A 16,417-nucleotide genomic window follows, 5' to 3' on the forward strand; every position below is an offset into this window, starting at 1 on the left:
TATTAGTTTACAACTATTCGCGTGTTTCACGCCAGTAAATAACCCGATCATTTCCTCTAAAGCGTCCAAATTGTAAAATAGTACGAGGATCAAGCTGTATTCCATCGCCCTGCCAATCCCACTTTAACCAATCATAAGTATTATATTCTAAGGTAAATTCACCCAAACCATTTGGCAGTGCATAAATACCATTGTTTGCAGGATACACTCCCGCTTCTAGCTGGCCAGATACACCAGTCCCATATTTATAGGTTAATTGTGGGCTGCTAGGTGATATCTGAGTGATTTGGGTATGATCAAATATACTACAGTTATCTTCAGCGTTATTTACAAATCCACTGCCGTTGTAATACTGAGCCTGCATAGGAATAAGTAAAGGGTCGAGATCGGAGCCTGCGTTATTGCTAAGGACTAAACGTCCAAACCTAAACTCTATTGGTAATGCATTTAGTCGTACGCTATTACAACCACCCGAGCATGCTGTTTGTGTATTAGGTTTATCATTTGCATCAATGAGTGTTGCCCCTTCTATGTCAGAAAGCGTTGCCATTAAGCTCACCATAGCGAACGGTCCGTCTGCTTGCCCTACACCTAATCTTTTAAGTGTCGTGTTGAGTTGGCTCATTTGCCATTGGCCGTCGCTTATATCTCCCCAGTTGTTATTTCCTAGGTTTACTAAGCGGCTAGTAAAATTAGTTGCAGGTACATAGTTACCTACTTCATTATTTTCGGCATTAACGTCTACACTCGATTTATTAAAGCCCGCTTTATAATTAGCCATTAGCTCACCATTTTGATTTTGTGCTTGTACTGTAAAGCCAAGTTCAAAAGGTTGATCAAGATAAGTTAAATTACTGCCGTATTGCGTGCATTGCGCAGCAGCTTGAACCCCCACGACCTGAAACTGCGAAGGTGCAAAACGACCAACGTTATATAGCTCACCTTTTACATCTCCCGCACCAAAATAATCGGCATCTTGAAGGCCTGCAGTTAAATCAATGATGCCAACTTGGTCGTAATTATATTGCGATATAGATTCACTCAAATTACCTGTATCACTAAACGCAACAGTACTCATAGCTTCAAGCGTACCTTGAATGCCTGGCGTAGGCGCTTTAAGCGATGCCTCTACAAGCGGTTGCTCTGTAATAAAATGCTTGGCAATGGTGTTATTTGTAATATTGCTGTAGTTGTCTGGGAAACCATCGTTGTTAGTGTCTTGCCCTGTTTGCCACTGCACCGCATTCATTTTTAAATCAAATGCTTCGCCCGTTAATCTAAATAAGCTCCCATTGGCATCTGCTGCATAACCATCACTTGCTACCTCCATGGCTAATCCAAATGGTTTTACGACATATTCATTTGAACTACCCGTTAAATTTACTGATAAATTAGTTAGTGGGTCTAAAATTAAATTGGTATTTACATTTAAACTCAACTTTCCTGCATCGGGGTAATTTATAACAATCGGGGCTTTAGACTCACTATCAAAGTTTAGCGTGAACGATTTAGCTGCTTGCTCGACCGCAAAGGTATTATTGTTGTTACTAAGTGAAACCGTATCAGAGCAACTTGCACCAGCACTGCATGTATACGATAAATCTAAGCTTACATCGCCACCAGCGGGAAATGCAGCTTCGCATACGCCCGTAGTGGTATTTGTTTTTACCGCTTGAATAGATAGCGCTTTTGCATTAAATCCAGTATTTGAAGGCTTTGCTGATAACTGAGTAGGAATTGTAGTATTTCCATCTGTATCATTATTAAAAATAAATCCAGCATCAGAAAACGTAACTTTACAGCCACTCAAACCAACATTATTACCACCGATATAACAACGAAGAGGTGCAGAAGGATCAGCAGTGTTATATCCAAATGTAACACTGCCTGTGGTGCGTTTAGCAAATTCGACAACCGCTGATCCTGTAAAATTAATATTCTCCCCCGTAACCCAACTTTGCTGACCACTATTATCTGGAGAAAGGTTTAAACTAGAGGGTTCCGCAAATAATAAATCGCAGGCATCATTAGCGCAGGCTGTTAGTGTCATTTCTTTAGCTTCACACGTTAGACCTTTGTTATCGCTTATTGTTAAACGATAATGATCCAGTGTTTCTGGTGTATAAATACCACAAAAACCAGGGATACTTTCGGGTACTGGTAGAGCGTCAAACGTTGAGCTCCCTTCGGTAATAATTTGAGTAGCCGATGTAATTGATCCCTGATACGTTACATTTTGAGCGATTCTTACCTCTCCAGTTGCAACAATATAGCCCGCAATATTTGCATCGGCTGCAATAGCAACCGCACCATCCACATAAATAGCCAAGTACGCGCCAGTTTCTACTACTATATTTGTTTTACCTATATTCAAAAATGAAGTTGATAGAAGTGAGGTTGTGTCTTTTAAAAAAATACGTGTAGGCGCTGTTACTCTGTACTCTGTTTCCAGCATACTTAACTGCAACTCATCGTAATAATAGTCGCCAGCTAAAGAAGTAGGTACGGGTCCTGTTGAGTTACCATCATTTGTAACCGTTGGCACCTGCGCCGCTTGATTCGGTTCTAAAGAATTATAACCACCAGCAACACACGCCTGACCATTACACAAAGGAGGGCTTGTCAGCGCTGTAGAAATTAAACTTGTGGTGGTGACAAACTGCGCATTACCATCGGTTATTTCTACTCCCTGCACTAGCTGCACTTCACCATTGTTATAAGTAGAAATAGCGCCCGGGAATAACGTATCACAATCTAAAATATCACCATTAAATACAAAGGTACTGGTCATGGCGAGTATTGATGCTTCCTCGTTTACGTGACGGCGCTCGTTATCGCCATCACGATCTTCGTCAACAACAAGCCCTAACCTGTCGGTCCTTAGGTTACAGCTGCGTAGCCACCCGCCATCATCTTCTTGGCGTGAGTTTTTACTTGCTACAACTAACGGAGCCACACTAAAATTATTAGTAAAACTAAAGTAATTACAGCCATTGCTCCAGCCGTCAATTTCAAAGCCTGTGAAAAAAGTTTCCCACGATACCTCAACGCCATTATCGTCAGAAAATGTGCGATTACTTCCAGGCTCTACGGCCATATAGGCAACAGTTTCGGTTTTTATAAGCCCAAGTGCTGTTTCAGATGCTTCTAAAGCAATATTAACGCCGCTGGCAGATAGAGAATTACTTTCTACTGCAACTGTTAAAAATGGTATTAATGCTTGCGTTGGTGGATTGCTGTCTATGCTATTGAGTGTTTGTAACGAATGGAAAAAGTTTGGCCTTTGAGTAAACGGTTCAGCAAATGCTAAAGGCTTATAGCCTTTAGGTGTTAGTGGAGCAAAGCCAGACTTAGAGCCATACTGTAATTCGAGCAATAGATCAGTATTACCTACTTCCATAATTGTGCCGTCTGGAAATTGATGCACACCATACTCAATAGCTAAATAGTGCGCTCCCATACTAATATGCCCGCCATCCTCTCCTGAAGGTTCAAGCGGTAAGGCCTCAAAGCTAGTTGTGGTTATATTACGTATTCTTATTATTGCAGGGTTTCCGCCTTGGTTTGTTGAGAGCATAAAAACAGCAGGAGGCGTTATATATTGCTGTTGAAAATTAACTTTTGTCCAAACAGGCGATGTATATGTATCTTGCAGTTCTATATAACGGCCTTCGATTTTTGGAGGCACTGCATTTGCGTAATTACAAAGTAACACGCAGCTAAAAAATATAATGACCAATGCATTTTTCATCATGGTAAAGTTTTAGCCTCCACACTGAGCGTTCTTTGTGTTTGCCAATAATCTTTTCTGCAGCTACTCCCTGCAGGGCAATCAATTGCGGCGCACGTTGCACTGCTTTGTAAGTAATATATATTCACAAGCCCGTTGGTTGTACTGCTATCAGGTAAGTCTATATATTCATCGCAACTCACCACTACTTTACAGTTAGCTAAATATGCAGTTTGGAAGGTTAAATCAGTAGTGACTGATGTACAGCTTTGAACTGAGCTATTTGTTGGAAATAGTTGCGTTAAACCACTTTCTAGGCCGCTTTGTGCTGCCATAAAAGCGCGAGCCCCATAATACTCAATCGTATTTTGTTGAGATGCACCAGAAAGCACTTTAACTAATGCTAATCCTAGTGCTAATAAAGCAACAATAATTACCAAAGAAACAATTATTAAGTTCCCTTTTTGTTTACTGGGTAAGGCTTTTCCGTGAGGATTTTTTTTAAGGTACATTAGGAATATGTACCTCATGGTTAAAGTTCATTACTTCAGTATCGTTAAATTGCATTTGCGCATTCACATTAAGCACAGCGTTTCTTTGTAGGGAGAGCGCATCAAGAGTAAAAAATAAATCGCTCGCTAAATTATTGGCAATGTAAATACCTAATAAATCACGTTTAACACCACTGCTTATTTGTAAGCTCACGGCATCTAATTGATTAACAGTAAAACCGTAATTGGTATATCTATATAAATATTGCCCTTCAACGCAAAAACTTACAGGTTCTGAAAGTGAATAAAGGCGTTTACTCGGCGACTCTTGGGCAAATGCTTTGCTAAATTGCCACTCATCAATTTCGCTCGCTGAACTATTAAATGCTGATACTTGCAAGCGCTTATTATTGTTTTCATCGTATATATCAGCACTGCTTAATGGGTAAATAGTTGCCCAATCTCCAGCTTGCGGCTGCGTTAAATTATTAAGTTCAAAATCAACAGCGCTAACATTAAAAGGCGCTACGGTAGGTAGGTAATTTGTATAGTGAGTGGCCGATAAAAACGGCGTAAATTCTAAACACTGCTGAGCACTACAGGCCCCGCTAGTATTATTATCACAAGAAAGCCTTAATGAATTTGGCGTAGCGTGGCGAAGCTCTTTACTAAGTCGCGTTATTAAAAAACGGGCCTGGGCTACTGCTTCTTGGCGTTCAACCCCTTGTGAGTAAATACTGACCCCAGCACCAATAAATGAAAATGCACTTACGGCTAAAATACCAATAATAACCATGACAAGTAATAGTTCTATAAGGGTAAATGCATTTTGGTATTTAGCTCTTTGCATTAGTAATTCCCTTTATATGCACTAAATCCGTAAACTTCGCCTAAGGGTGATGTTACTTCAATAGTAATACGCTTAAAGGTTGTGCCATCGTTGATGGTCAATTCGTTAAAGTCGCTATCGTACTCAACAGTAACAACTAAGTTAAAGTCACTGTATTGGCTTAACACCTCACCTAAGCTATTGGTGATAGGCTGGTTAGACAGTGCAATATAGTCATCTACATCGTTATAACTGGTTCGGGTTTCTAGGCCTGCCCCTAAGCTATCGACGCCTAAATCGCCCTCTGCGGTACAAGGCTCAGCACCCAAGGTTGTTTCGCCGCAACGCCTAAAAGGTGCGCTTCTATCGCTGTGCTCATCAAACGATTTACTTTGAATTTCGTTCATTAGTGATTGACCAAATTCAGAGGCTCTTAAAGCAATAATTGGCTCTGCACTTTTTTTTGCTTGCGGGGCAATTAAAGCGGTAATAATGCTTAATGCAATAGCAAACATCACTATGCCAATAATAAGCTCAATTAGAGTAAAACCTTTTACTTTAAGGGCACGCATATATAAGCCCTTCACCACTTATGCATACGCCAGCTAATCCAACATCTATTCGACACTGCGAAGTGCAGGTTTGATTTGATTTACCTAAAGGATCAAAACTAATTTGGGTAAATATATTTGCGTTACTATCTAAAGCGCTAAATGTTATATCACTTCTTTGCGTGTTTATTTGTACCACTAAATGATCGGTGTTGTTGGTATCAGCGCCACCGATACATGTATCAGATGTGGGGGGAGCAATAAGTGTGGAGGTTATATAAAGAGTATGGCAACTTGTTGTCGCTGTATTTTGCATTGCACGTAACTGCACTGTTCTAAGTGCATTTAAAGTACGGTCTCGATATGAGTATGCATCTTCTGTTGAGCTGCCCAGAAATTTGGGAACTGCCGTTACCGACAGTATTCCCAATATCACTAGAGTAATAATTAACTCAATGAGTGTGAAGCCACGCAATCGTTGCTTACTACTGCTTATCATTTATGTAATTAACAGCCCGTAGTAACAAGTGTTATTACTGGAGGAGTTACAACTACAGGGCCCGTCGTCGCAGTAGCTTGCTTATAATCAATACGGCAATCATCTCCCTTTACATAGCTGTTAGGATAAATAATTAAAGTACCATCGGCTGCTGAATCATCTAGATTAAAATCCGCAGAATCATCAGTAGCGAAACTAACATCTAAAAATGCTTCAAATGCAGCAAGTGTTGCTGCTGGGTAACCATAAACTGTATCGACTGCATCCCCTGTATCTACAGTAACTTCAGCCGTTGCCTTTTTGTGATCACTAGCAATAATAGACTTACCATTTACAATATTCATACCACTGCGAATCGACCCTTGTAAGCCTTCAAGTGTTGAAGCATTCGCATCACCTTGCAAGTTTAAAAAACGAGGGGCTGCAGTAACAGCTAAAATGCCTAAAATAACAATTACGATGATCAATTCAACAAGTGTAAAACCTGCTTGTTTATTTATTGGTAAACTTTTTAACGATTGCGTTTTCATAGATAAGCCTCTTTTTAATTACTTAGTTTTTAAATATTTTTACTTTGCCTGTTTTAGCAAAGTATGAAAAACCTGTTAAACCTGATATTTCACCCGTATTGGTAGGTATACTTTTAATATCAATGGTATGAGTTAAATAATAGACGCATTGCGTACTTTCTGCATTGTACCTAACTAAAAAACTTACACTTTTTATTATCGATATTTCACTACTTAAGGTACTGCTTGGTGCATCTTGTAAAATTACATTTAATACTTGGCGGCATTTATGAGCATTTATAGACTCTGCGCGAGTACCTTTTTTTTCTGTTTCGTCACCCGTTGGTGTACCTAACGATCCATCAACAGCAACTATCACTCCTCCATAATTAACGAATGTTATATTTGACTTACTATTTGGTCTCCCTTCTAACTCCCATTGACCTCTAACCATGCCAACAGCCGATGAAAAACTACCCGCAATAGCATCTACGCTTGCATTATGCGCTTGATTTTTAATACCTATATATTGAGGTATAGCAAAACTCAAAATTACTGCCAGTAAAATAACAACAATAACTAACTCAAATAATGAGAAACCTTTTGAGTAAGCTATTGTTGTGTTCACCTTAATTCCCTTTAATTGCCGACATCATGTTCCACATAGGCATAAAAATACCCAATGCTAAAATCAGCACCATAATGGCAACAAACACAGTTAAAATAGGTTCTATTTTTGCAGTTAAGCTTCGTAAGTCATAATCAACTTCACGCTCATAATAATCAGCTGCTTCTTGAAGTAACTCATCAACCCGACCGGTTTCTTCACCTACGGCGACCATCTGTAATACAAGCTGAGAAAACAGCTCAGAACTTTTTGAGGCTCTAAGTAAGCTATCGCCTTTTTCTATATCTTGGCGCATAGTAATAATCGCTTTTTCCATATAGCTATTATCTACAGCATGCGCTGTTAGCGATAATCCCGTGGTCATAGGTACACCAGACCGTAATACCATAGCTAAACTTTGACTATAACGTGCAAGCAACGTACGTTTTAAAATATCGCCAATAAAGGGGATTTTTAATTTATATTGATCCCACTTGAAGCGTCCTGGTTCTGTATTTAAATAACGCTTCCAAGCGAATACCGCTCCAATCCCCACAACTAATAGCAACCACCAATAGTTAACAAAAAAGCTACTGGTGCCAATTAATATTCGTGTCATTAACGGCAATTCGGCATCAAATTTGGCAAACATGCTCGCAAAGGTAGGAATTACAAAAATATTTAAAATGACCATAGCTGCTACAAGAGCCAAAATAACAAAAGTAGGGTAGCGCATAGCTGCTTTGATACGCTTACGAGTTTCCTGTTCTTTTTCAAAGTAAATAGCGAGTTGATAAAATGCATCTTCTAATCGGCCAGAACCTTCACCAACCATTACCATTGACACAGTTAAGCGGCTAAACACCTCGTTATGAATTGCCATTGCACTGGATAAGTCGCGGCCTTGCTCAAGTTGCCTGGTAACTTCCATCAATACATTTTTAAATTCTTTATTTTGTGTTGTATCTGCCAATCCAATCATTGCTCGTATAATTGGAATACCCGCTTTTAGTAGCGAATACATTTGTCTAGAAAACATAATCATGTCGTCTAGCGTTATTTTTTCGACAAATAAATTATCAAAAATTTTAATATTATTTTTTGTTTCAACTAAAGAAATTGATATGGGTATAAATTGACGCTTCATTAAACTATCAGCTACGCCAGCTTGGTTACTCGCTTCTAATTGGCCTTTTACCAATACACCTTTGCTGTCTTTCGCTTTATAGCTATATAGTTGCATCAATATCCCCTACTATTTCTGGGATATATTCAGCCACTTTAAATACTTCATCTAAAGAGGTAATACCTTTCTTAGCGTAATTTAATGCCATAGCCGAGAGTGGTGAAAAGTTAGCACTATTTTTAGCAGCCTTTGCAAAGCCTTGTGTATCGTTAGCGCGCAATGCATCCATCATTGCATCATCCATTTCGAGCAACTCAAAAATACCTACACGTCCTTTATAACCAGTGTGATTACATGCTGTGCAACCTTGCCCTTTAGAAAATTGAGCATCTGTAATCTCTTCGCCTAAATATTTTAACCAACTTATTTCTTGGCGATCTGGCAAGTACGGTACTCTACAGTCATTACATACTCGCCTTACTAATCGCTGAGCAATAATCGCTCGCAGTGAACTTGCCACTAAGTAAGCTGGTGCACCCATGTCGATTAAGCGCATAGCGCTGGTAATTGCATCATTGGTATGTAACGTTGATAGTACTAGGTGGCCTGTTAAAGCGGCCCTTAATCCAATATCTACGGTTTCTTGGTCACGCATTTCGCCAACCATTATGATGTCAGGATCTTGCCTTAGAGCGGTCCGTAAAATACTGGCAAAACTTAGCCCTATTTTATTATTTATTTGTACCTGGTTAATACGGCCAATACGATACTCAACGGGATCCTCTACTGTAATAATTTTACTTTCTTGTTGGTTTAACTCACTTAATGCACCATAAAGTGTGGTTGTTTTACCCGAGCCTGTTGGCCCAGTAACTAAAACCATGCCATGTGGACGTTTTATGATGCTGCGCACACGTTTTAATATGTGTGCCGGCATGCCTGTTTCATCTAACGATAATAATCCTGCAGATTGATCAAGCAAACGCATTACAACTGATTCACCATGCTGAACCGGCATGGTAGATAGGCGCACATCAATACTATGACTGCGCACTTTTATATTAAACCGGCCATCTTGAGGGAGGCGTTTTTCAGATATATCTAATCCCGACATAAGCTTTAAACGTAGCACTAGTGCCGATGCTATTTTTACTTGGTTAAGAGTGTGCTCTTGTAATATTCCATCTACACGTTGACGAATGCGAAGCAAACCTTCATCTGGCTCAATGTGAATATCAGATGCGCGAACTTGCACAGCATCCTCAAATATTGATTGCAGTAACTTTACAACGGTTGCATCAGATGTCTCATCACCTAAAGAGTTTAAATCAAACTCTTCTACGTCTTGGTATTCTTCATGGAGTTGTGCTGCAAAGTTGGTAATTTCATCTGTGCGGCGATATACGTTGTCAAACGCAGCCATGATTTGGCTTTCTTGTACAACAGCTAAATCTATTCGTTTAGGAGCAAGCATAGTCGCAAGTTGATCAAGGCCCCTTAAATCAGCAGGATCGCTCATCCCGACCAAAACAGAGTCACCATTGTCTTCGATTACTAGTGCTCTGTAACGACGCGCATATACCTCAGATAAAAGCTTAGATACATCGTGTGATATTTTTCGCTGTGATATATCTAAAAAAGGTACCTGTAATTGCTGCGCTAAAAAGCGTAATAATTGTGGCTCACTAATAAACTCAAGTGTAATAAGTGTCGAACCTAATTTACGGCCCGTTGCAGCTTGAACATTTAATGCTTCACTTAGTTGCGCTTCGGTGATCATGTGTTCGTGGACAAGTAAATCGCCTAAGCGCATTTTTAAACTAGGTCTCATACGGCCTCCTTTAGTGCAACTAAACGCTGTAATGCATGCTGGGTCATAGCGGTATTTAACCCACCTAAATCTAGAGCTACTTTATAAAGCTGTTTAGCATCGAGGTACTCTCCTAGTGCATCTTTTGAGGTTGCAAGTGCAAGCCACCACTTGGCTTGACTAGGCTGGAGCTGTGTAAGATGTTTAAAGCTTTCAAGTGCTTTATGGTGCTTACTCGCACTTTGCGCAGCAGTACCTTGCAGCACCCAAAAATCAAGATTCGCCTGGGATTCAAATTCATCACTTAAAAGCAGTAATACTCCTTCATACTGTTGTTGCATAATGAGTATTTTGCTTAGCATTACACGCCATTCAAGTACGTTAGGGTTTTGGCGAATACCTGATTGCAAAACCTGCTGTGCAGAATTTATATCTTGTTGTTTAAAGTAAGTTGCAGCCAGTAAATTTCGAGCCTCAACATGTAAAGGCGATTGCGCTAAAATAATGTTTAAATCACTAATAGCTTCGTTGTATAAGCCAAACTGTATTGCCTGTTTAGCTGCTGCTAATTGCTCGACTAATAAAGCCTGTGGTGACTTAGTTTCTGCCGCGCTTTTGATCATAGTATTTTGTGGCTTAGTTTTAGTCACTGAAGTAGTTTTTGGCTTGCTGACAATAACTTTGCTAGCCACTAACATATTATCTTTAGCTAGTGCAGGGCTTTGTTTAACCTCGGCAATTACAACCGGCTCAGCCGTTGGTTGAGAAACCAGTGATGTTGCTTCACTCAACTTGGATTCAGCTAAATCATTCACTTCTGGTTTTATTTGCTCAACTTGCACAGCCTTCTTCACAACTTCTTGCTCAAATAAAGGCTCTACAGTGCTTTTTTGATCTTGAGAATCAGATAAATTAGAGCTCAAAACCGCGACCATTTTTTGCTGTGGTAGCACAGACTCACGTTGAGTTTCTTTTCTGTCGGCGGTCGGTAAATACAGGTATGCTAAAAAAATGACACTTAGCATAATAAGTAAAATTGCGGCTTTAAATACAATGTTTTTTACATCATATATTGGCTTTACGCTTATACCTTCTTGAATATTCACTTGTTTAGCTTCACGTTGCTCAATATTTTTAAGCATATTATTTATAACGCTCATAACCACTGCCTCCATACCCATATGGCAGCAATAGCTAAAACACTAAACATTAACGCGCTGTAGCTCCAATATTGACCGGTTCGATATTTTGCGCAGTCTTCAGTATCTTTTATGGCAAGCTGAATATGGCGATTTGTTATTGTATTTAACCCTTCACCGTAAGCTTGTAATAGTGCTTTGTGGCATAAAATATTAACTAATCTAGGAATTCCACGGCTTGCTCTGGCAATCTTAAGCCCCATACTATTATTAAATAAAGGAGGCCTATTAAATCCTGCAACTTGTAAGCGATGATTAATATAATAAACAACCTCAGCGCCAGTCATCGCCCGTAACTTATACGAAAAACTGATACGTTGGCGTAACTGCCTTACTTTATTGTTTGCCAGTTTTTCATCAAGTTCAGGTTGCCCAAATAACACAACTTGAATCAGCTTTTCGCTTTCTGTTTCTAAGTTTGTAAATAATCTCAGCGCCTCTAGAGTCTCCCAACTCAAGCATTGCGCCTCATCAATCAAAAGTACTACGCGCTCATTATCTTCTTGTAAGTCGAGTAAGTGATGATTTATAAGCTGCCCTAGTGCTTGTTGGTCCAATGCTTTATCTACATCCATACCCAGTTCAATTGCAATCGCCCATCTAAGCTCTTCAGGACTTAAATAAGAGTTAGGTAAATAAGCCACAATGTAATCTGGCTCAAGTTGGTTTAATAGCTTTCTACAAAGCAACGTTTTACCTGTCCCAACTTCACCGGTGACTTTAATAAACCCCTCACCCATTTCAATGGCTGTTGTTAGCACTTGCATCGCTTCGTGGTGCGGCTCAAGTGCACAAAAAAATTGTGTGTTAGGGGTTAACGTGAAAGGCATTTCACTTAAATTAAAAAAGCTTAAATACATAGTTAGTTTTCATACCATGTTTTTAAAAGCTGACGGCTTTCACCTTGTTGTTTTTTCCAAGTATCGGGCATAACAACGGTTGGTTTGATTAAAATAATTAGTTCTTTTTTCTCTTGGCGTTTACGAATACTTTTGAATAAGTTGCCAAATATGGGGATATCACCCAGCACGGGTGTTTTTGATTCTTCATCCTGTGTTGACGTTTGCATCAAACCACCAATAACCACTATTTCGCCACTTTGAGCGCGAATAACGGTATCTGACTCTCGAATGTTGCTTTGCGCTAGAGGTAACTCAAAACGTTGATCGTCTAAAGTAATTACCTTTAGCTGCTCTTCTGTTTCAGTTACTGAAGGGTGAACATGCAAAATAACTGAGCCGTACTTGTCAATTTGCGGCGTTACATCAAGGGCAATACCAGAAAAGAACGGTGTTAAATCAATCTCAGGCGAGGTAGTTGTAGCAGTACCAGTTACCGTCGTACTTGATACATTAGTAACAAAGTATTCGTCTTGCCCTACTTTTATAACTGCTTTTTGATTGTTTGTAGCCGTAACGCGAGGGTTAGATAACATTTGCACATCACCTTGGGTTTCTAGCAAATTAATAACCCCGTTAAAGTCACCCTTTTGAATTGTCAGCGATGACGCTCCGCCAATGGCAGCCGAAATACTATTACTAATTGTAGAACCCGCTGTTGTAGCAAACGAAATACCGCCTTCTAAACCACTGGCTATGCGCTCCCAGTTGACTCCTTGTTGGTACTCATCTTTTAAGGTTACTTCTATTATTTTTGCTTCTAGAATAACTTGGCGTTGCAGGTTTTCTTGGCTTTGACGTAAAAACTCTTTTAGCTGACTAATTTCGCTTGGTAATGCATTTACGGTTACCAAACTAGCTTGTGGGCTTGCAACAACATAGCGCCCATCGCTTGCGCCAATTAAAGACTTAAGGGCAACTTCTAATTCCTTCCAAAAATCGTTTTTATTAATTGTTTGGATTCGAGAACCATTTAAATCTAAGCTTTGATTATCGCCGCCAAATTCACTATTTTGCTGGTTACTATTACCTGAACTTGAACCACTCGAACCACTGCCACTTTGTGCAAATTGACTCACCCCACCAGCAACAACACTCACTGTAGACTGACCATGGCGTTGCATCATTAAATAATTTACAGGTATTGTTTCTGTGCGCATTTTGGCTGGTAGTACTTGTACAATTCGTCCTTCATTAACAATATCTAAAGGATACATACGCTTAATAACATTAATGACTTCATTAAACGTAACGCTTTTAAGATTTAAATTAATTGTGCCATTTACCTCAGGATGCACAGCAACACTAAAAGGGGTATCGTCTGTTAAGCCTGCAAAAAAAGCGCCTATTTCGACATCATTTGCTGCGACATCAAAACGCTTTATAGATAAATCATCACTTATAGTTTGCTCATTATTTATAGATGACAATAAGCTTTGTGTAAGTTCGCTTGGCATTTGTAAAGGCACAATTACTTTAGGCTCTGTAGGTCTTTCAGATAACTCTTGCTCTATATGATTTTTAACCTCTTTACCTGGTTTAAAGCTATGGCACGCAGTTAAAAATGTAGGTAACAATAGAAGAACAAGCCACGGATGAGATAAATTATTTTTTAATTTCATAGTCATATAATTCTAATTTTATTTGTTTATCATCATTTGCTAACACAACCTGTTTTGAGTTAATGCTTAGCACCCGAAAATCATCTACAGCATCACCAACTCGATAAATATGGCCTGAAATAATGGCCTTAAATGCTGTACTGTTTTTAATAATAGATTGCAATTTAAGTTCTGTACTTTGCTTAACTGGACTATTGTTACTCACAAACATATTTGGCTGAGTCGGATCGCGAAGTTGCGCAAGCGCACTCGGCGCAATAATGTAAAAAGCCAAAGTACAAATACTATAACGCGATAAATTTTTCATTAGCGCTCACTGTAGCAATTTGTAAAGTTAATTCAGCCTGAGGGTACTCTAGTACCTGATAGCTAAACTCTTGTATTAATAACTTATCTTGATTATTTTTTAATGCGGCTAAATATTTTTGTAAGCTAAAGTAGCTACCTTGCAAAGTAACTACCATCTGATGCTCAAAAAATAATGTTTGCGTATCATGTTCACCTAGTTTTTCTACATCGATAGCCCGTGCTGGTTTTACATTAAAGCTACTCACTTTTACGTCGCTACTATCTACGAGCAAATCTTTTAAAACGGCAGGTACATTTTTAGCCGCTACAAAGCCTTGGCTAAAACTATTAAGTTGATTATTTATTTCGGCTAATTCATCTCTGGTTTGCGCAATTTGACCGCGTAAAACCTTAGTGTAGTCGTAGTTTAGTGCTTGGTTTAACATGGAGAGTTGCGCATTTATCTGCTGTAACTCTTGCAGCGTTGTATTGTGCTTTGAACGTATGTTGGCAACTTCATCTTGCTGTGGAAAAATAACGAACCAGAGACCGAGGTAAATCACTATAAACAAACCAACAAATAAGGTGGAATACTTCTCACGTTTTTGCAGCGATGCAAACTGAGCTTGGTATTTGACCCATAATGGCCAACCTTTATTTTTATTATTCTGGCTACTTGTTGTTTGGCTCATGGTTTATCGCCCTCATCACTAAGGTCTGTCGCTACATTAAATTCACTCACACCTGCTTGCGTAGATAACTCTAAAACTGAAAACTCTTTATCAATAAAAAATGGCGACTGTTTTAAATTATCAAACCAAATTGGTAAGAATTTTGATTGCGATGTTTGACCTTGAAGCGTCACACTCTGCCCTACAAACTTAATGTGGGTCAGCCAAATATTAGGTTCATGATACTTAGCTAAATCGTGCATTACCTGTGCGTAGTCGGTTGCAGACTGATCTGAACTTTGCTCTAAATAGCTAAATATTTGCTGCTTGTGCAAAACCTCTTGCTGAAGTGTTTTTAGCTCATTAATAAAGAGTGTTTTATTTTGTTTCTCTGCTAACTGTTGTTTTACAACTTCTAACTGAGCTTTTCCTTGTTTGAGGTATTGCCTATTTTGTTCTAAATCAAGCTCACTAGAATATGTTTTATAACTGTAAAAAGCCCACGTGATTGCAATAATTAATAGCGCACCTAACCACAAAGTAATCATTCCCGATAAAGGGACTGGGTCTCGCCGTACGCGTAAGGTTTTTTGATAAAAGTTAATCCGGGTTTTCATAACACAGACTCAGGATCTGTTAATTGATAGGCTGCCCCAAGCGCATAATAAAAATTTGGCTCTAATTGCTGCGCTAATTCTAAGTTAGGCTCAAAATCTACAACTTTTACTTGTAAAAACTCTGCAAGCCCGGCTCTAAGAGTTAATGAAGATAAATCATCGCACTGTAACTGAATGCTGCGAATTGGTGGTTGCTTGAGCTGGCTTTCAAAAAAGTCCATAGAACGCTGAATTTCTAATCCTAACGCTTCTACCAATTCTTGATTTTGATCTTTATCTGAAATACCTAAAAAACCATTTAATCGCCTAGCTAATACTAATTGCCCATCACGAATAATTAAGATTCGAGGTTCATGATTAGCATGTTGCACAATCAGCATATGCGCCTCTTTGTATGAGCCAAACAAGGTAACTAAAACCATTTCTTCAGAGGTCATTGCACGCAAAACAGGTTTAGTTTGTTCAAAACTGTCTATAAACGGAAGTAGTTGCAGCTTATTCGTAATAAACACATTCATTTTGCTGCTTTGCATCGGTAATGTTATTGGATAATCGATAAAATCAGCCACAATATTTTCAGAAGCTATATCAACTAAGTCTTTTGTAGTCCAAGGGAGTGACTGAATAATTTCTTCATCACTAAGGTTTGGTTTATCCATTTGCACTATTTGATAAAAGTAGTGCGGTATGACTAAATTAACTGCACAAATATCAGTAGAAACCTCATTTGTACAAGCAACAATTGCAGCGGTATAATCGGTTTGCTCAGACACATTTACACTGTGAGAACTGTGAACCATCCATTGGTCGCGTTGTTTTTTTAAACATACTGCGTTAACAGTATCTGCGTAAGTTGCAACACCAATAGCTGTATTTGGATCTAAACTACGATTTAACCATGAAAACAGCTTTTCTTTCATATAGCTACTATTGTTAATTGTGTATGAAATAAGTGTCGTACATTTTAAC

The 16,417-nt window shown here is 39.0% G+C and carries 16 protein-coding genes; all 16 read right to left on the reverse strand.

All coding sequences use genetic code 11. The features are described 5' to 3' along the window. Positions 1-13: 13 nt before the first annotated feature. From I6E85_RS02900 to I6E85_RS02975, 16 genes are read right to left on the reverse strand one after another with little or no spacing between them, the layout of a single operon-like run. Positions 14-3,754, reverse strand: coding sequence for an H-type lectin domain-containing protein (locus tag I6E85_RS02900; RefSeq protein ID WP_197236573.1), 3,741 nt, complete (start codon positions 3,752-3,754; stop codon positions 14-16). After that, positions 3,751-4,242, reverse strand: coding sequence for a hypothetical protein (locus I6E85_RS02905; protein WP_007586332.1), 492 nt, complete (start codon positions 4,240-4,242; stop codon positions 3,751-3,753). Before I6E85_RS02905 ends, I6E85_RS02900 begins: the two co-directional genes overlap by 4 nt. Further along, positions 4,232-5,071: a type II secretion system protein J gene (locus I6E85_RS02910; protein WP_197236574.1), complete on the reverse strand. Its 840-nt coding sequence runs from the start codon at positions 5,069-5,071 to the stop codon at positions 4,232-4,234. The genes I6E85_RS02905 and I6E85_RS02910 overlap by 11 nt, the downstream gene beginning before the upstream one ends. Continuing rightward, on the reverse strand, positions 5,071-5,622 hold the full coding sequence (locus I6E85_RS02915; RefSeq protein WP_024589861.1) for a type II secretion system protein: 552 nt from the start codon (positions 5,620-5,622) through the stop codon (positions 5,071-5,073). Before I6E85_RS02915 ends, I6E85_RS02910 begins: the two co-directional genes overlap by 1 nt. Beyond that, the gene (locus tag I6E85_RS02920; protein ID WP_197236575.1) at positions 5,609-6,100 is read right to left on the reverse strand and encodes a type II secretion system protein; all 492 of its coding nucleotides are present in this window, start codon (positions 6,098-6,100) and stop codon (positions 5,609-5,611) included. Before I6E85_RS02920 ends, I6E85_RS02915 begins: the two co-directional genes overlap by 14 nt. 8 nt (positions 6,101-6,108) lie before the next feature. After that, positions 6,109-6,630 (reverse strand): prepilin-type N-terminal cleavage/methylation domain-containing protein, encoded by a 522-nt coding sequence (locus I6E85_RS02925; RefSeq protein ID WP_165721212.1) that lies wholly within the window; start codon positions 6,628-6,630, stop codon positions 6,109-6,111. Between the two features lie 22 nt (positions 6,631-6,652). Continuing rightward, on the reverse strand, positions 6,653-7,237 hold the full coding sequence (locus I6E85_RS02930) for a Tfp pilus assembly protein FimT/FimU (RefSeq protein WP_165721213.1): 585 nt from the start codon (positions 7,235-7,237) through the stop codon (positions 6,653-6,655). Between the two features lies 1 nt (position 7,238). Then, positions 7,239-8,459: a type II secretion system F family protein gene (locus I6E85_RS02935; protein WP_165721214.1), complete on the reverse strand. Its 1,221-nt coding sequence runs from the start codon at positions 8,457-8,459 to the stop codon at positions 7,239-7,241. Continuing rightward, positions 8,446-10,173 carry a GspE/PulE family protein gene (locus I6E85_RS02940; RefSeq protein WP_024594461.1) on the reverse strand — a complete coding sequence of 576 codons (1,728 nt, stop codon included), beginning with the start codon at positions 10,171-10,173 and terminating at the stop codon, positions 8,446-8,448. Before I6E85_RS02940 ends, I6E85_RS02935 begins: the two co-directional genes overlap by 14 nt. Then, positions 10,170-11,312 carry a tetratricopeptide repeat protein gene (locus I6E85_RS02945; protein ID WP_197236576.1) on the reverse strand — a complete coding sequence of 381 codons (1,143 nt, stop codon included), beginning with the start codon at positions 11,310-11,312 and terminating at the stop codon, positions 10,170-10,172. The genes I6E85_RS02940 and I6E85_RS02945 overlap by 4 nt, the downstream gene beginning before the upstream one ends. Beyond that, entirely contained in the window at positions 11,309-12,211 is a 903-nt protein-coding gene (locus tag I6E85_RS02950; protein WP_007586321.1) for an ExeA family protein, read from the reverse strand. Before I6E85_RS02950 ends, I6E85_RS02945 begins: the two co-directional genes overlap by 4 nt. Positions 12,212-12,213: 2 nt before the next feature. Then, positions 12,214-13,878 carry a pilus (MSHA type) biogenesis protein MshL gene (gene mshL / locus I6E85_RS02955; protein ID WP_101217852.1) on the reverse strand — a complete coding sequence of 555 codons (1,665 nt, stop codon included), beginning with the start codon at positions 13,876-13,878 and terminating at the stop codon, positions 12,214-12,216. Continuing rightward, on the reverse strand, positions 13,856-14,179 hold the full coding sequence (locus I6E85_RS02960; protein ID WP_007586318.1) for a hypothetical protein: 324 nt from the start codon (positions 14,177-14,179) through the stop codon (positions 13,856-13,858). The genes mshL and I6E85_RS02960 overlap by 23 nt, the downstream gene beginning before the upstream one ends. Continuing rightward, positions 14,157-14,852, reverse strand: a complete 696-nt coding sequence (locus I6E85_RS02965; RefSeq protein ID WP_010553778.1) for a hypothetical protein — start codon at positions 14,850-14,852, stop codon at positions 14,157-14,159. Before I6E85_RS02965 ends, I6E85_RS02960 begins: the two co-directional genes overlap by 23 nt. Further along, positions 14,849-15,448 (reverse strand): PilN domain-containing protein, encoded by a 600-nt coding sequence (locus I6E85_RS02970; RefSeq protein WP_225305713.1) that lies wholly within the window; start codon positions 15,446-15,448, stop codon positions 14,849-14,851. The genes I6E85_RS02965 and I6E85_RS02970 overlap by 4 nt, the downstream gene beginning before the upstream one ends. Next, positions 15,445-16,368: a hypothetical protein gene (locus I6E85_RS02975; protein WP_007586312.1), complete on the reverse strand. Its 924-nt coding sequence runs from the start codon at positions 16,366-16,368 to the stop codon at positions 15,445-15,447. Before I6E85_RS02975 ends, I6E85_RS02970 begins: the two co-directional genes overlap by 4 nt. Between the last annotated feature and the right edge of the window lie 49 nt (positions 16,369-16,417).

It is taken from the genome of Pseudoalteromonas sp. NZS71, from assembly GCF_015864715.1.
In the GTDB taxonomy this organism is placed as follows: domain Bacteria; phylum Pseudomonadota; class Gammaproteobacteria; order Enterobacterales; family Alteromonadaceae; genus Pseudoalteromonas; species Pseudoalteromonas arctica.

Excerpts from the sequence above, each read along its gene's own strand:
- I6E85_RS02950 (WP_007586321.1), bottom strand. The coding sequence starts at position 12,211 with ATGTATTTAAGCTTTTTTAATTTAAGTGAAATGCCTTTCACGTTAACC.
- mshL (WP_101217852.1), bottom strand. The coding sequence starts at position 13,878 with ATGACTATGAAATTAAAAAATAATTTATCTCATCCGTGGCTTGTTCTT.
- I6E85_RS02940 (WP_024594461.1), bottom strand. The coding sequence starts at position 10,173 with ATGAGACCTAGTTTAAAAATGCGCTTAGGCGATTTACTTGTCCACGAA.
- I6E85_RS02905 (WP_007586332.1), bottom strand. The coding sequence starts at position 4,242 with ATGTACCTTAAAAAAAATCCTCACGGAAAAGCCTTACCCAGTAAACAA.
- I6E85_RS02945 (WP_197236576.1), bottom strand. The coding sequence starts at position 11,312 with ATGAGCGTTATAAATAATATGCTTAAAAATATTGAGCAACGTGAAGCT.
- I6E85_RS02920 (WP_197236575.1), bottom strand. The coding sequence starts at position 6,100 with ATGATAAGCAGTAGTAAGCAACGATTGCGTGGCTTCACACTCATTGAG.
- I6E85_RS02970 (WP_225305713.1), bottom strand. The coding sequence starts at position 15,448 with ATGAAAACCCGGATTAACTTTTATCAAAAAACCTTACGCGTACGGCGA.
- I6E85_RS02900 (WP_197236573.1), bottom strand. The coding sequence starts at position 3,754 with ATGATGAAAAATGCATTGGTCATTATATTTTTTAGCTGCGTGTTACTT.
- I6E85_RS02975 (WP_007586312.1), bottom strand. The coding sequence starts at position 16,368 with ATGAAAGAAAAGCTGTTTTCATGGTTAAATCGTAGTTTAGATCCAAAT.
- I6E85_RS02910 (WP_197236574.1), bottom strand. The coding sequence starts at position 5,071 with ATGCAAAGAGCTAAATACCAAAATGCATTTACCCTTATAGAACTATTA.
- I6E85_RS02965 (WP_010553778.1), bottom strand. The coding sequence starts at position 14,852 with ATGAGCCAAACAACAAGTAGCCAGAATAATAAAAATAAAGGTTGGCCA.
- I6E85_RS02925 (WP_165721212.1), bottom strand. The coding sequence starts at position 6,630 with ATGAAAACGCAATCGTTAAAAAGTTTACCAATAAATAAACAAGCAGGT.
- I6E85_RS02915 (WP_024589861.1), bottom strand. The coding sequence starts at position 5,622 with ATGCGTGCCCTTAAAGTAAAAGGTTTTACTCTAATTGAGCTTATTATT.
- I6E85_RS02935 (WP_165721214.1), bottom strand. The coding sequence starts at position 8,459 with ATGCAACTATATAGCTATAAAGCGAAAGACAGCAAAGGTGTATTGGTA.
- I6E85_RS02960 (WP_007586318.1), bottom strand. The coding sequence starts at position 14,179 with ATGAAAAATTTATCGCGTTATAGTATTTGTACTTTGGCTTTTTACATT.